Below are 15,622 nucleotides of genomic sequence, written 5' to 3' on the forward strand. Positions count from 1 at the left end.
TGGCAGATTCCCTGCGACTTTGTATCGGAGATCAAACTCAGGTGTGCATTCGAGGGAGTTCTTCCTCATTCGTCCTGTCACTAACGAAAGGTTCAAGCAATGAGCAGTCTTCACTGGCTTGAAATTCATGGCCTTTCGGTGATTTCTCTGCTAGCGATCGTCGGCACGATACTGCTGCTTTATCGGGAAATTCAGACTCAACACGGACATCGCCTGTTCTGGCATAGCTGCCGGGTGGCCGCTTATCTGATGGCGATGATTCTGCTGTTCATGACGCTGGCGGGCTTTATCTGGTGTGAATGGAAACTGGGTGGTCTGGCGGTCAGTGATCCTGAAGTGCGTAATGATTGGTTTTTGTGGTTGAATCGCTGGTCACTGCTCCTGTTTTTCACATACAACAGTGTACTGGTCCTCGCATTCAGCCGTTCTTCAGGCTGGAAGGAATCATTCAACATCCGCAAATCACTGGGCCGCTAATGAGTGGGCCTCTAATCACAGGGCAACGGTCAATAAACTCCAGTGCCGCATGAGATTTCCAGGTCGCAGGGATTCCCTCATCTTTTCCCCAAGGAACCACGATTGATGCCATCGCCAGAACATGCGCCGGAAGATCGCTCCGCTTCAACAGATTTACCCATCGAAGCGAGTGCTGGATCTGACCGGGAGCATGTGGTGGTGGCTTCTGTTCCTGTGATTGAACAAGAACCGACGGTTGGACCGGTGCGAACACCGGTCAATGTCCATGATGTGCTTGCCGATCCCGTCACAAAGCATCTTGTCTCGGCTTCACCAATTCTCAAAGCCGACGAAACCGTGCAGCAGTCGCTGACAGCCTTGCGGGCATCGAATGACGTCGGGCGGATCGTTTACTTCTATGTTGTGGATGAAGACCACCGGCTGCTGGGCGTGGTTGCCAGCCGCCGGCTATTGCTTTCACCTCCAGAGACAATCATCCGCTCCATCATGTCTGCAACCGTCATTTCGATTCCCTCGACGGCCACTGTGCTCGAAGCCTGCGAATACTTTACTCGCTATAAACTGCTGGCGTTCCCTGTTGTCGATGAAGATCAGAAGATTCTTGGTGCGGTTGATGTTGATCTCTACACCGCTGAAATCATGGAAATTGATCGCCGGCAAGACAGTGACGATCTGTTTCAGTTAATCGGTGTGCATTTGACAGAAGCCTCGCAGCGCAACTCGCGGGCGGCATTTCTAGGCCGGTTCCCGTGGTTACTCTGCAATGTTCTGGGAGGGATGCTGGCTGCCTTTATTGCCGATGCCTACGACGACGTGGCGACTTTGGCAGTGGTGGCTCCTTTTATTGCTCTGGTCACTGCACTGGCTGAAAGCGTCAGTATCCAGTCGGTCAGTCTGGCACTGCAGGCTCTGCATGGTCAACATCCCACCTGGGCGATTTTTTCGCGTAAAGCAGCTTTTGAAGTGATCGTCGGTGCTCTCCTGGGAATCAGTTGCGGACTCTCTGTGGGGGCTATTGCTTTCCTGTGGAAGGGAAGCTGGGCGGTTTCTGCCAGTCTGTTTTTGGGAATCGCCGCGGGAGTGACTGCTTCGGCACTGGTGGGCCTGAGTATTCCCTTCGTGCTTCGATTGATTCGACGTGATCCTCAGTTGGCCTCCGGACCGATTGCACTCGCATTAAGCGACGTGGTGACGTTGCTCTTCTACTTCAATCTCGGTCGCTGGATTCTTTGAGTTCATAACATCGTGAACTTTTCATGTTGCCGGTGAATCGTGTGGAGGCACCACAGGAGTTTCTACCGAAACCTGGCTGGTGGTGGTCGCCTGCTTGGTATTGAAGAACTCTCGCTCAACCCGATCACGCTCTCGATCGAGTTGGTCCCCCGTTGCGCCGAGGTCTTTGAGGATTGATGTTGCCAATGCCAGGCCAATGGCGGCTTCATCGACAAAAATTCTCGCGGCGCCAAAATGCTCCAGTTCAGGAAGATTATGCAGAAAGCGTGTCCGCACGAAGGTCATGATCTGGGGATGCAGAGTTTTCGCCTGCTGGATGATCTCTTCGACACCATGGCTTTCCGCACTGCTGAAAATGAGATACCGGGCTGACTCGACGTGGGCCTGTTTGAGAACTTCGATTTGTCGAGCATCTCCATAGACGACAGACATTCCTTCGTTTCGCAATCGCCGGAATGTGTCGAGATTCATTTCGATAATGACAGGCCGGATACCATTCTCGATGAGTATTCTGGCAACCATCCGGCCGATCGGCCCATATCCCACAATGATGGCGGGAGTATTGGTTTCGAATTTTTCGTGGTCTTCAGAGACTGCCGGGGCGGCATCGAGTCTGGCCAGCAAACGCGATGAGAGCCACGGCACCTGATGCATCCATCGCTCCAGCTTGGGGATGAATCCGTAGAGCAGGGGATTGATGGTGATCGAGAGGATTGCCGCCACGATCAGTCCCTGATTGGCCTCCTCAGGGAAAACGCCCAATTCCCGGGCGCGAGAACCGAGGATAAAGGAAAATTCACCGATCTGTGCCAAGGCAATAGCGACAGAAAGGGCTGTTCGCGGCGGATAGCGCAGCGAGATCACAATCACGAAGGCCGCGAGAGGTTTGCCAATCAGCACGATGGCCAGTGTGCCGAGAATCACGCCCGGGGCCTCGATAAGTTGAGCTGGCTTAAACAGCATCCCCACCGAGACGAAGAAGAGAACTGCAAAGGCATCTTTCATCGGCAGTGCATCGGAAGCGGCTCGGGCACTGAATTCGGATCGCCCCACAACCATTCCTGCCAGAAAGGCTCCCAGGGCCATCGATACACCAAAGTGCTCGACAGAAATCACAGCGATCCCTAAAGCGGTGACCAAAACTGTGAGTGTGAAAAGTTCTCTGGATCCCGACTTGGCCATGCGTTCAAAAACCCACGGGATCACTACACCGCCACCGTACATGACGACGACGACAAACAGGCCAATCTTTCCGAACGTCATGATTGCCGCCATGGTGACACCTGCCAGATCGGCTTTGGCAGCAAGAACTGTCGGCAGGAGGACGAGAGTCACGACCGTGAAGAGATCTTCGACCACCAGCCAGCCCATGGCGATGCGGCCGGTATTCGTATGAAGCTCACGGAAGTCGGCCAGCACACGTGCCAGGACCACAGTACTGGCCACGCTGAGTGCCAGGCCAAAAATAATGGAAGGGACAAGCCCCCAGCCGACAATCAGGCCTAAGCCCGTGCCGAGTAGAGCCGAAATGAGAATTTGCCCCAGTGCTCCGGGAAGTGCGACTTTACGAACGGCGAGCAGATCCGCCAGATGAAAGTGCAACCCGACACCGAACATGAGCAGAATCACGCCCACTTCGGCCATTTGTTCTGCCAGTTTGGCGTTGGCGACAAATCCGGGAGTTGCAGGGCCGACACAGATCCCGGCCAGCAGGTATCCCACAATCGGCGATAACCCGAGCCGGTTGGTGATGTAACCAAGCACCAGGGCGGCAGTCAGGCCGCCCGTGAGAGTGACAATCAAGTCAAGATGATGCAACAATTCGGATCCTGCTGTGAGAGGTCGAGTTATCAGGTTTCCTGATTCAGCCACTGGGACTGAATCAGTTCCTCACAGTTGTCGACTCTCTCAGCAGGCAGGTCAACGGCAGCGAAGTTGATTTGTTCATGGATTCAAGAAAGAGATGATGACCCTCATTCCAGAAATCAATGGCGAGTTAAGGATCATCTCCGAGTTTATTCGTGCGGATGACGACAGAGGTCTTTCACAATCGGGTGGTTGGGGTCGGATGTCTTCATCCGCCCCCAGTTAGAGAGCTTTGTCAACGCAAATGCACCCGAAAAATGTTCTCCTGATTGGAGAGCTTATCGGCTTTATACGACGAAAGTTCAACGAACTGGGGGCAAACGAGGACGTTTGACCCCAGCCACCCATCGAGTTTCATTCTTGACGGTCAAATGATCGAAGTGAGCAGTACGCGGTGGACTTCATCAAGAGTGGTGATTCCTTCGCGGACCTTCTGCAGGCCGGCTTTTTCGAGAGTGATCAATCCTTCGTCAATGGCGATCTGGCGAAGTTGTGTCACAGGTGTTTCGGAAAGAATGGCATGTCGCAGGCGGGCATCGATGGGTAAGACTTCAAAGACCGCAGATCGTCCCGAATAGCCTGTCCCAAAATTGACGGGAGCTGGAACTCCACGAACCAGATCGACGGTATCAGCGAAATCGGGAGAAATGTCGAGATAGCGGCATTCGGCCTCGTCGGGATGATAGATTTCTCGCGATTGCGTGCAGACTTTGCGAACCAGTCGCTGCGAGACAATACAGTTCACAGCATCGGCAATGAACATGGGAGGGATGCCGAATTCCCTCAGCACGTCAATCGTGGCGGCTGTATCATTGGCATGTAATGTCGAGAGGACGCGAACACCCGTGAGACCGGCCCGGCAGGCAATATGAGCTGTTTCCGCATCACGAATTTCACCGACCATCACGACGTCGGGATCTTGCCTTAACACACCACGCAAGGCATCAGCAAAGTTAAAGTTAATGCGGGGATCGATCTGAATCTGATTGATCGATTCAATTCGTCGTTCAACAGGATCTTCCAGTGTGACGATACTGCGGTGAGGTGAGTTGAGTTGATCGAGCAACGCATAGGTGGTGGTACTTTTTCCACTACCGACCGGGCCGACGCACAGGAGCAGACCATAGGGCTTTTTGAGGGCTCGATTAATCAATTGAAGCTGAGACTCGTTCAGGCCGAGATCTTCCACCTTGGTGAAGACGGTTTCATCGGGCATCAGCCGCAGTACGAGGCGTTCACCATGAATGGTGGGCCCGCTTCCCACGCGAATATCGCGTGAGGCTCGCAATGAGGCGCCGCTGATATGGCCATCCTGCGAGAGGCGTCTTTCGGTGATGTTCATTCCAGCCATCAGCTTTAGACGGCTGATAATTTGTGAAGTGATTTCGCCCGGGAGTTCAATGATGTCGTGCAGCAGTCCATCGACGCGCAGTCGAATTCTCAAGCCCGTGGGAGTCGGATCGAGGTGAATATCTGTCGCGTTGAGCTGAAAGCTGCGTTCCAGTAGCAGATCCACCAAAGGAGCGGGCCCCACCACGTCTACGAGTTCCCGTAGTTCCTGTTGAAGAGCTCGTTGACGAGAATCACCTGCGGTTTCCGTGACGACAGCCATGGGAGAGTTTCCTGAGAGAAAGAAAGTCAGCAGACAATCTCTGTTTCAATAAGTGACGACTTGCATCGCTCGAGTAGAAATTGAGTGGCAGCAACCCAGGTCGTACCACCGGTCAAGGCTCTGAGGGAGTCAGTTGAATCAGAGCTTCTGAACATCGTGTGCCAACACCCGTTTTAAAGGTCCTTGAGTGTGGAGCGAGGAGTGATCGGGCCTTCAGGTTCTGTTGCCGGCTTGGCAACAGGCGGAGTGGTGGCTGGTGGCGAAGTGTCTGATGCGGCGGCATCTGTTGGGACGGTCGCCTGAGGTGGTTCGTTTGTGGTATTCACGGGAGCAGATGGCTGTGCTGGAGCGGGTTGATTGCCGGGAAGATCATCCTTGGGAGGATTGACCTTGGATTTTCCTACTTTGGCTGGAACCGGCGAAGCCGCCTGAGCGCCCGCTGCTGCCTCTTCACCTTCAGATTCATTGCGGCGAAACTCGCCTTTGGGCTGTGGCAAAAGAAAGGAGATCAACACGAGAACAACCCCGGCAGAGACTCCACTCCCGGCGAACAGACGCAACGTGCCAAAGGTGGTCAACAAGCCCCAGATGCCGGCAGCAAGTGCCATGAAACCACCGGTCACCAACAGAATTCTCCCCGGTGCAATCGCATCCATCCCGTAAGCAATGAGGCCCAGAATTCCCACGACACAGGCTGCCAGCAGTGCATAGGCCGGGAGTGGGGAGGCATCACTCGGATCATCATCGAGGGTCGGTTGAATGTCTCGACGGCCCAGTGCGGCCTGAGCCTCCTGAGAGGTTTCGACAAGCTTCCAGACGCGGTCGAGCCCGGAAAGTGCCAGCACTTCACGCACAGTACTGTTCGATGTCGCGACGACCAGTGCTCCATCCTGAACTTTGACGGCCTTCCAGACGCGGATCACCAGTGCGACCTGAGAACTGCCGATGTAATTCAGCTCGGTGAGATCGACTACAACCTGGGGTTTGGCCAATTTCTGAACTTCAGAAACGGCTTCAAATCCAGCCTGTTCAATTTCTGACCAGGGAGCTTCCGTCAATCCGGGCAGCAATTTGAGGATGAGTTGCCCATTCTCAAGCACGAGTTGGTAACTGTTTGGCTTTGTCAGCATGGCCCGCTTTCAGCAAACGACAACATGAGATGGTCGGTCGGTAGATTGTCAGTGAAGCAAACGTCAGCGAAACCAGGACGGTTAAGAAACGATTTCGAGCCGCCTGGATGGCCGAGTGAATGCGTAAGTTGCCGATATCATGCTGCCAATTGCCCAACCGGACAATCGGAAGGATCGTCATTCACGGAAAAAACATAAGATGCTGCTGCTTATGAAGCTCTCTTGATGATGATTCTGACGCCTCAGCAAGCGATTCTGCGGTCAGTAGCCGCTGAAAGCCGAAAACCCAGATAAGACTTGAAGTCTTGCCCGATTCCTCGTTGACACCGATTTTTCTGCATTTCTATAGTAGAGAAGTTACACAAAGCTGGACGAAGTGTTCACACTGATGTTCAGCAGGTGGTGCAACGCATCGATCCGACAAAGTTTGCCTTTTCCCAATGTGAACGAGTTTTGGGCTGAGAACGAGTTTCAGGCTCGATCTGGGATCTGCCCATCGTTTGTTTTCATTCACTGACTCTGTGGATTGCTGAGTAACAATTTCTGGGGATTTGCCGACGAATGGCTCAGCTTGGACGAATACTGGTGGTGATCGTGGTGGCAGCCAGCCTGGGCTTTGCCGCCTTTGCGGCTTCGCTGGCTAATGGTGGTCGCAACTGGGTGGGTGACACCCAAAACTCTCCTTTGAATGACTATTTCGAGTTCAATTCGCAGCCGGGTGAGAAGACGACGTACACTGCAACACATCGATTGACCAAAGAATCCGCTGGCTCAGGTGTGATTCTCTCCGAGGTGGTCAACTCGGCCAAACAGAAGTTGAATCAGGAATTGAGTGACAAGCTGCAGAAAACTCAGGCCGAAATCGACGCATTGAAGCCACGCATCCCACAGATTCAGGCGTTACGAAAAGACGATGAGCAGGCTCTCGTGAGCCGTGAAGCTGAACTGCTCAAGAATCTCGATGCAGTGCGAGCAAAGATTCTCGCGGCGACTGAGGAAGCAGCTCGCCTGGGTGGCGAGATTGAAAAGGTTCGTGGTGAAGGTGAAGAGCGAAGGGCTGAGGTTTACCGGTTGAAAAATCAGCTCGAACTGATTCGCAATGACTTGTTTGCCGCGACGCAGCAGAAAAATGCACTGACAGATGAACTGTTGCGTCTGGAACAGAATCTCGATCGGTTGAAACGGCGTCAGGCTCAGTTGAAGCAGTTGTTAGGTGAGCCTTACGACGATCAGGTGCCTGCTGACGGAGCGCCGCTGTCATTGAAATCTGCGACGTAGTCTTCATTTTTGAAAAATCGGCATTGGAATTCAGATCGCTGAAATCGCTGCTGAAGTCTGACATGGAATTTGAAGTTTTCCCGGCTGAACGGACCTGAGGTTCGCTATGACATTTGTTGGCAAAATTCTTGTTGTGCTGCATCTGGTGCTGGCCGTGGTCTTCATGGGCTTTGCCGGTGCTATTTATACGGCCCAGGTGAACTGGCGAACGGCGAAAGAAAACACCCAGAAGCAACTTGATGTTGCTAAAAAGGAACTGGTCGAGAAGTCGACAGCACTCACTCAGGCTGCCGATGCTGCCGCCAAGAAAGAGGCTGACCTGCAGCAGCAGGTGACTCAACTGACCGGAGAAAAGAACGCACTGACTCTGCGGAACACTTCTCTCGAAGCAGAAACGGCACGACTGAAGGCACTGGCCAATTCGGAGCAGAAGATTGCCGGGCTCAGCACCTCGGAAGCTGAACAGCGCCTACTCGAGGCACAGCTCCAGCGGGCGAGAAATATCGAGCTGGAAAATTCCCGCAATCAGTTGATTACCGCGAACAACAAATTGAGCGACGAGATTTTCGGTGCCAAGGTCAAATTGGATGCACTGCTTGCTAAACACGAAGAATCCTTGCGAGAAATCGCGACGATGAAGTCGTTCCTTGCATCCAAAGATCTCCCCACAGACATCAAAAGTATGGTGGTTTCCACGACACCGCCACCACCTGTCACTGGTGTGGTCATGGATCTTCGTCCTGCTCGGCCTGGAACCAGCGAGACTGTGGAAATCAGTCTCGGCAGCGATGACGGATTAACCAAAGGTCATGAACTGACGATCTATCGCAATGATCGATATCTGGGAAAAATCCGCTTGAACTTCATCACGCCTGATCGCGCTGTTGGTGAAGTGGTCGAACGAACAAAGAACAGCACTATTCAACGAGGCGATAATGTCACCACGCGGCTCTAACTCCAGTGATGCACCCAGCCCCGGGATCTATGATGCCCTGCTGTTTGTTTCGCTCTCGGCACTGATTGCCGGCATTATTTTCTTAGTGCTGGAATTGGGTGAATACGGCTGGAAAGTCGTGCCGTAAGACCATTGGCAAAAATTGTGCGGGCGGCGATCTGTCACTGCATGCGGATGATCTTATACAACCCGAATTATCATGCTCGCGTCAGCATTCTGGTAGCGACCACGCCCTTTCGCAAAGCCTACAGTGGCGTGTATTCAAGGCAAGCTCAAGTGGTAGGGCATGCGCATGGCGCGGCTTCTTGTTGTCGTGAAGAGTCACGACAACCAGTGTTAGTACGTTGGGCACGAGTTGGCCGGGCCACCCTCAGGTGGCAGTTGCGTGAAATAGAAGGTTCAGAGCCGCAAGCGTGGCACAAAGAGATGCCTGAGGCGAGGCTCTGCACTACATCCTTCTTCGCTGCTGTATGAGTGACATCACTTCATGAGCGACATTACCTCGGCCCGGCTGGCCTGGTTAGTCTTGAAGAGTCCACGGACAGCACTGGTGATCGTGAGCGAGCCAGGTTTGCGGATGCCGCGAATCGTCATACAGGTGTGAGTTGCTTCCAGCACGACGATCACACCCTTGGGGTCGAGCACGCTTTGCATGAGGTCGGCAATCTGCTGAGTCATGCGTTCCTGAACCTGTGGTTGATGAGAAATCTCATCCACAATGCGGGCGAGCTTGCTTAAGCCCACAACTTTTCCCCGAGGCAGGTAACCGATGTGAGCCACGCCCATAAAGGGCAGGAGATGATGCTCACACATGCTGTTAAAGCTGATATCCTTGACCAGCACGAGTTCGTCGTACTGCTCGGGAAAGACGCGTTCGAGATGTCGGGCGGGATCACAGCGCAAGCCGGCTGTTAACTCGGCAAACATACGAGCCACGCGGGCAGGGGTTTCCTGAAGACCTTCCCGATCAGGGTTTTCGCCGATCGCAGAGAGAATCTCACGGACAGCCCGCTGAATTCGGGGCAAATCCGGCTCGGCTCTCGTTTCTCGAGGCGAAGGTGGTAGGGCGGAAGAATGACCACTGGTGACGAGTTGAGTCTGGCCGCTATCTCCCAAAACATCTATTGCTGAGCCCGACCCATGCGGCAATGAGGCTTTACCGTGAATGCAATCGCCGTCGTCGTCAGAGTATTCATCGGCCATGCTCATAGTATCTCCGCTGTGTGAATATCGCAGTGAGTCAAATCGGGGAGTGAATCAGAGAGCGAGAATGTCGGTATCACTTGACCGAAGGCGGCTGATAGGAACTCCATCAGATTGCCAGATATTCTCGCCTTAATCACTTCGAATGGTAGGCGGATGAAGTCACCATTCAAGGATTTGCAGGTGATTTTCTGTCAAGAAGACGGATATCCCTCACGCTGATTTGCATGCTCATGCGTTTCGCGGGAAGTAACAGGGCGGTGTTGGTTCCAAAGCCATGCTTGCCCAAAGCTGCAAGCATGGCACACACAAAGCCGCCTCACCAGAATTTCGAATCTCGTGAGAATCATAACTCAAGCGAACAGCTTCAGCTTTTGGTGCTGTTGGCACATTGGACACAGAAGCCCTTGAGCAGAATCTCATTAACTTTGCCGATACGGGCCCAGCTCTCTTTGTCAAATTTGGGGAGTTCGCTGCCATGGAGGCAGGTCACTTTTCCACAAGTAATGCAGACAAAGTGGGGATGCTGATCTTTTTCGGGATTGTTGAGATCGTTCAACTCAAATCGCCAGACATGGTCGCCCAGTTCACTGCGAGTGACGAGCCCTGCATCCACGAGATCGGTCAGATTGCGGAAAACTGTCGCTTTGTCGAACCCCGTCGGTACAAGTTCTTCCGCGACCTCGGCATGGGTGACTGGCGCTGTCGCCTGTTGCAATTGGCGAAGGACAGCAATACGAGCCGCTGTGGTGCGTAGATTGGCTTTCCCCAAAACACGGCGAATTTCAGCAACCGAACCGGCATCGGTTTCAGCTTCCTTCGACATACCGAAAATTCCAATGGCGAAACGGCTGGTAATTGACAATTGCAGATTTATGCAACTATAGAACCTTGTATGGGTTTCCGCAACTTGTCGTGCGTCGATCAGGCGGCAGATCGAGGAAATGCATCGCTCAGGCAGGTTTTTTAACCTCTGTCGATTTGCTGGAAGATGATGTAGCGCGAGCGGCTCGCTCCTGATCAGCAAGTCCTTCGGCTGAAATCAAATCGACAAGGTCCTGAGCCAGCCCATCCATTTCGATGATCAACGAATCGACGCGCCCTGCAAAATACATGTACATGATCAGTGCAGGAATCGCGATGAGCAGACCAGCCGCTGTCGTCAGCAGTGCCAGCCCGATGCCAGCCGCCAGATCTTCCGTCCTTCCCATCGCCTGCTTGGCAGCGATGGTATTGAAGCTCTCGATCATGCCGGCCACTGTTCCTAATAGACCGATTAACGGAGCCACCGTGGCCGCCCCATTCAGAACTCGAATGTGTTTTCGCAATTGGCTGGTCTGGCGTTCGCCGCCATCAATGATGGCCTGTTCAACTTCCACGCTCGGCTTTCCCCACTTCCGCAGACCGTGTGCAAACACAATCGAAATTGGGCTGCCATTTTCTTCACACAACTGGAGAGATGTTTTCGGATCGAGATGTCCCTCCCGCATGTGATCAAAGAAACGTCGGACAAAGGGCTGGGGAATCACGCGGCTGCGCCTCAGCACAACCAGTCGCTCAATGGTGACCCACAAGACCAGTACGGATGCCAGGCCCAGAGGATAAACAAAAACACCTAATCCGTTGAGAATCTCCAGAGGAGTTTCCGGAATCTTCGTTGCTGGCTTCTGGCTCTCCTCTGTGCTCGGAACTGCCTGAGCATTGGTTGCATCAGAAGCGGAGGGACCGATCGCTGTGGAATCTCCCCCTTGTGCCAGAGCATCACTCTGATGGACTGCCACCATCCCGGAGGCCATCACCAGACACAGCATCAGGCAGAGGCAGGCCTGAGGAAGAAAAGAAAACTTAAAGCTCTTGCGGTGAACGGTTTGCGTACGATTGGCGCGGGGGCGATGACCCTGTGTTCGGGATGCCGGAATTTGAGTGAGACCTTCAGATTCCATTCGCATGATCGCACCGGAAAAACTGCCTATCAGAAATTTGGCCAGAAAGTGACAGAAGTCACGATGGCACAACAGTCTATCGACTTGGGCAATTCATCGTGAGAGAGGTTTTTGGAGATTTCGGCCATTGAAATTGAACCGTTTCCATCTTCGCGCCAGAACTTCTCCAAAGTACAAGCGTTTCCACCGGCACTTTCCGAGAAACTCTTCCTCCCATTGAAGACTGCTCAGCGATGAATCGGACGAGGAGGTTTTTCATTGTGTGGAGAGGAGTCAAGGATGAACCCAATGGATCGATCAAGCGGCCTGGATGTCACTTCCATGTTCTGGTGGCCTGAAGTGGTTTTATCGATTGCTATTGGCCTGGTGGTTTGTGGAATCGCTGTTCCGGCAGTACTGAATTCTCGCGAGAGTCAGCGTAAGGTTCTGTGCCAGCATAGGTTGTCGCGACTGTCCACAGGATTGTCGGCCCATGAATCGGCTTATGGCACATTGCCACCCGGTGTGCTCTGGGGAAGATTTCAATACGACGCGCCCCGCACCACCTACTATGCCAAGCTCCTGGAAGTTCTTGGTGAGGAAACGCTCCGACCAGTTCCTGGCGTCACATGGTGCTCATCCGAAAACGAACATGTCACCAGCCTGCCCAGGCCAGAACTGCTCTGTCCGTCGGATTTGCGAGGCGGAGCCGTCAAGAACAATCTCAAGTGTGGTGACCAGGCGATGACCAACTACATGGCCTGTTTTGGTCGAACAATGGCTGATGTTGCCCTCAAACGTGGACCATTCTTTGCGAATTCTGGACTCGATCTGAATCGTGTGGAGCGAGGTCGAGCTTCGCTGCTGCTCATGGCTGAGTACATCACGGGAACACGGACTGACCTTCGTGGCGGTCTCTGGGGCGATGAAGCGGGTATGAGTCTGATATTCACCTCTTTGCCTCCCAACAGCCTGGAGCCGGACAGGCTGTACCCGAATCCGAGGCTCTGTGATCCGCAGAATGCCTTGCATAACAATGTTCGGGCCAACATGCCCTGCGTTCATGGCGATGGCTACCTGACTGATACGGCAGCCGCACGAAGCCACCATGCGGGAGGTGTGCATGCGCTGTTTGCTGATGGACGAGTTCAGTTTGTTTCGAGTCGGATTGATCGTGACCTCTGGCAGAATTTCGGAGTCACTCATCCTGAGTCGGCAGCATGGGAGACGGCGAGCCTCTCGGATCAGCAGGCAGATCATTTCCAGTGGCCCTCGGGAAAGCTCGCCTCCAGTCAGACGACCGGGGAGTAATGCTTCATGTTGCGTGAACTGACGTATTGCCTGTCGATCATAGTGACTTTGAGCAGTTTGCTCGTCAGTGGTGTTCACATTGCGTCGGGGCAGACAGGTATTCGTCAGCAACCGGATGCAGCAGATTCATCCGGCAATACAAAGACTATGGCTACCGTGCGAACCTATCATGGTGAAATTGAGCCTCTTCTGCGGGCTCATTGTCTGGAGTGTCATCGTGAGGGAGGACTGGCACCATTCTCATTAGAGGGTTTCGCGCAAGCAAAAGCCCATGCGCTGACCAGCCTGCAAATGATTCAGCAGGGAAGTATGCCTCCCTGGCCACCCTCTGCCCGAGGTTTACCCTTACAGCATGAGCGGCGTTTAACCGCCACTGAGCAGCAGCACTTTGCCGAGTGGGTTCAACAGGGGAGACTGGCCGGTGATCCCTTTTTGCCCAATGGCAGAACGACCAGTGAGGCAGTCGGGCAGGCGATTCAGATGAAGAGGCCATCACTAGGCGAGCCTGATGCCGTCTTTGAACTTCCTTCGAGTTTTGAAGTTCCGGCAGAGGGAGACGATATCTATTTGTACGTGCCGATCCCCACAGGCTGGACGAAGCATCAATGGATCCAGGCGATTGAGTTTGAGTCGGGGGTGGCCAGCGTGGTCCATCATGCCAGCTTTATGGCTGATACTTCGGGAACGGCTCGCGAGATGGATGCCGAAACGACCGAACTGGGCTACCGCAGATATGGCGGCAGCGGATTTACCGCCTCAAGCACCTTGGGAGGCTGGGCACCGGGGGCACAGCCGATGGCATTTCCTTCCGGGGTGGCCCGCAAGGTGGATCGCGGTGCCGATCTCGTCTTGCAGATGCATTATCATCCTTCGGGGCGAGTGGAGCATGATCGCTCGCGAATCAAAATCCATTTCGCGAAAGAACCTGTCCAGAAGCAGGTGGTGGAACTGATCATGGCGAATCTGGATCTTCAGATTCCGGCGGATCGAGCTGCGCATCGGCATGTCGCGGAGTACGTTCTGCCAGTGGACGTGACAATTTATGGCATTGCTCCGCATGCACATCAAGTGGCGACTTCCGTGCTGATTGAAGCCATCGACTTCGAGACAGGGCCGACAATTCTGCTCGAGATCCCGCGCTGGAATATGAACTGGCAGCAGGTCTATGTGCCTCGAACTCCATTGACATTACGGGGTGGAACACGCCTCAGGACAACGTTTGTTTACAACAACTCATCGTCTAACCCCAGGAATCCCCATCAACCACCGCAAGACATTTTCTGGGGAGAACAGACTTCTGACGAAATGGGAGTGGTTTTCTTCGATGTGACCACAAACACTCCGGAAGATCTCAAATTCCTGCAATGGCACAATCAGAATCGCCTGACCGCTTCTCGAGAAGAGGCGGCACGCCATCCCCGCGGAAAGAATTGAAGCACGATGAACTGCCAGCAAAGCAGCCCGGCCTCAATCAAGAAGCCGGGCTGATCAGTTGTGACAAGTTCGATGTTTCGATGGATCGCATCATCGATGCGGCATGCCGGTCATCGATTCATGAGAGACAATCAGCAAAATTTCAGCGACCAAAACCACCATCAAAGACCGGGGCCACGACCGCTCGTGTCAGCACAAGATCAATGCTGCGATTGGGGTTGCCGCGAGTAATGACCTGCACGGGAGTGGCTGTCGACCACTGGAGTCGGCCCTGTGTCCAGATTTGTGCATCAATGGCGTAAATGCGTCTTTGATCAATCTCGTCGCCATCGAAGTTCAGCCGGAAAGAAACGGGCACACTTCGTGGATTCTCGATGACTTCATCGACCAGCACACGAGGGAACCGGGGGTTATCCGTGATGTCGACGAGTCGAACTTCGACCACAGAGTTTGGTGGCAGAGCCATGCGCTCGCGGTAGGTCACTGTTCCTACCAGAGTCGAGAGTCTCGATGGAGGATTGGGTATCAAGGATCGTTCAAGTCGAACCACGCGATTGGCCAGTGTGCGATCCCGGTGATTCCAGATGAGCAGGTTGACGTACCCGCGAGAGTCGGCTCGTTTTTGAAACTCTTCTCCGATGTCAAAGAGCTGGCCGTTGACGATACCGACCTGATAGCCGTTGACCGTGATGATGATGTCGTCGACCTCAATCCCGGCCCGGCTGGCCGGCGTGGGCCGGTAAACTTCCGTCACGCGCACGCCGACATCGAAGTCTTCGCCTTCAATTCCCATTTTCCAACGGGGAAGATTGGGCTGCGGGAACTGCGGAGTGGGAGGCAACAATCGAGGTTGAGCCAGACGAGGGTCCACGCCTTGAATACCGCGGGATCGATCATCGGGCTGAAAGGTTCCCAGTTGGGCTTGAACCGTCCCGCTAGAGCAAAGAGCCAGAAGTGCCACCAGTTGACACAATCCTTGACCAGCAATCTTCTTCCACAACCTTGCCATGACTAAGCCTCCTGAGATGTCTCGCCCTGAAGTTTTCCGTAACTCCATCGCTCCATTGGATGAATGAAGCTGAAATTGAAACTGGCTGGCCGGTATCTTAACGACCAATTCAGTCGTTCTCGCATGAAAGCGGCTGTTTTGTCCACTGGAAAAATGGAAAAGTGTACGCATCGTGTGCTTCGTTGACCCAGA

Annotated in this window: 14 protein-coding genes; 7 read left to right on the top strand and 7 right to left on the bottom strand. The window is 53.7% G+C overall.

Translation table 11 applies throughout. The features are described from left to right. The first annotated feature begins 99 nt into the window (after nt 1-99). Together A6X21_RS19360 and A6X21_RS19365 are read left to right on the top strand one after the other, a co-directional pair. Entirely contained in the window at nt 100-477 is a 378-nt protein-coding gene (locus A6X21_RS19360; RefSeq protein WP_068851441.1) for a hypothetical protein, read from the top strand. Between the two features lie 105 nt (nt 478-582). Continuing rightward, complete coding sequence (locus A6X21_RS19365) at nt 583-1,710, top strand: magnesium transporter (protein WP_083233793.1); 1,128 nt, start codon at nt 583-585, stop codon at nt 1,708-1,710. A gap of 21 nt (nt 1,711-1,731) precedes the next feature. Here A6X21_RS19365 and A6X21_RS19370 read toward each other — a convergent pair whose 3' ends face one another. From A6X21_RS19370 to A6X21_RS19380, 3 genes are all read right to left on the bottom strand, one after another. Continuing rightward, nucleotides 1,732-3,528 carry a cation:proton antiporter gene (locus A6X21_RS19370; protein ID WP_068852245.1) on the bottom strand — a complete coding sequence of 599 codons (1,797 nt, stop codon included), beginning with the start codon at nt 3,526-3,528 and terminating at the stop codon, nt 1,732-1,734. A gap of 415 nt (nt 3,529-3,943) precedes the next feature. Beyond that, entirely contained in the window at nt 3,944-5,188 is a 1,245-nt protein-coding gene (locus A6X21_RS19375; RefSeq protein ID WP_068851443.1) for a GspE/PulE family protein, read from the bottom strand. 173 nt (nt 5,189-5,361) lie between these two features. Then, nucleotides 5,362-6,318, bottom strand: coding sequence for an STAS domain-containing protein (locus tag A6X21_RS19380; protein ID WP_068851446.1), 957 nt, complete (start codon nt 6,316-6,318; stop codon nt 5,362-5,364). A gap of 561 nt (nt 6,319-6,879) precedes the next feature. Here A6X21_RS19380 and A6X21_RS19390 point away from each other — a divergent pair. The 3 genes from A6X21_RS19390 (at nt 6,880) to A6X21_RS24840 (ending at nt 8,678) form a co-directional block, all read left to right on the top strand. After that, nucleotides 6,880-7,596, top strand: a complete 717-nt coding sequence (locus A6X21_RS19390; protein WP_068851451.1) for a hypothetical protein — start codon at nt 6,880-6,882, stop codon at nt 7,594-7,596. A gap of 106 nt (nt 7,597-7,702) precedes the next feature. Next, nucleotides 7,703-8,551, top strand: coding sequence for a hypothetical protein (locus A6X21_RS19395; RefSeq protein WP_068851453.1), 849 nt, complete (start codon nt 7,703-7,705; stop codon nt 8,549-8,551). After that, on the top strand, nt 8,532-8,678 hold the full coding sequence (locus A6X21_RS24840; protein WP_013109026.1) for a hypothetical protein: 147 nt from the start codon (nt 8,532-8,534) through the stop codon (nt 8,676-8,678). The genes A6X21_RS19395 and A6X21_RS24840 overlap by 20 nt, the downstream gene beginning before the upstream one ends. A gap of 353 nt (nt 8,679-9,031) precedes the next feature. Here A6X21_RS24840 and folE read toward each other — a convergent pair whose 3' ends face one another. From folE to A6X21_RS19410, 3 genes are all read right to left on the bottom strand, one after another. Further along, entirely contained in the window at nt 9,032-9,700 is a 669-nt protein-coding gene (gene folE / locus A6X21_RS19400; protein ID WP_068852248.1) for a GTP cyclohydrolase I FolE, read from the bottom strand. Nucleotides 9,701-10,121: 421 nt separating this feature from the next. Next, nucleotides 10,122-10,580: a Fur family transcriptional regulator gene (locus A6X21_RS19405; RefSeq protein ID WP_068851457.1), complete on the bottom strand. Its 459-nt coding sequence runs from the start codon at nt 10,578-10,580 to the stop codon at nt 10,122-10,124. A 127-nt stretch (nt 10,581-10,707) separates the two neighbouring features. Then, nucleotides 10,708-11,703 carry a MotA/TolQ/ExbB proton channel family protein gene (locus A6X21_RS19410; RefSeq protein ID WP_240490334.1) on the bottom strand — a complete coding sequence of 332 codons (996 nt, stop codon included), beginning with the start codon at nt 11,701-11,703 and terminating at the stop codon, nt 10,708-10,710. Between the two features lie 282 nt (nt 11,704-11,985). Here A6X21_RS19410 and A6X21_RS19415 point away from each other — a divergent pair, with 282 nt between their 5' ends. Together A6X21_RS19415 and A6X21_RS19420 are read left to right on the top strand one after the other, a co-directional pair. Then, complete coding sequence (locus A6X21_RS19415; RefSeq protein ID WP_068851459.1) at nt 11,986-12,987, top strand: DUF1559 family PulG-like putative transporter; 1,002 nt, start codon at nt 11,986-11,988, stop codon at nt 12,985-12,987. 6 nt (nt 12,988-12,993) lie between these two features. After that, nucleotides 12,994-14,421, top strand: coding sequence for a hypothetical protein (locus A6X21_RS19420; RefSeq protein WP_068851462.1), 1,428 nt, complete (start codon nt 12,994-12,996; stop codon nt 14,419-14,421). Nucleotides 14,422-14,563: 142 nt separating this feature from the next. Here A6X21_RS19420 and A6X21_RS19425 read toward each other — a convergent pair whose 3' ends face one another. Further along, a complete protein-coding gene (locus A6X21_RS19425; protein ID WP_165603874.1) occupies nt 14,564-15,430 on the bottom strand; it encodes a YbaY family lipoprotein in 867 nt (288 codons plus the stop codon). Between the last annotated feature and the right edge of the window lie 192 nt (nt 15,431-15,622).

Origin of the sequence: Planctopirus hydrillae (genome assembly GCF_001707835.1) — a bacterium.
GTDB lineage: Bacteria > Planctomycetota > Planctomycetia > Planctomycetales > Planctomycetaceae > Planctopirus > Planctopirus hydrillae.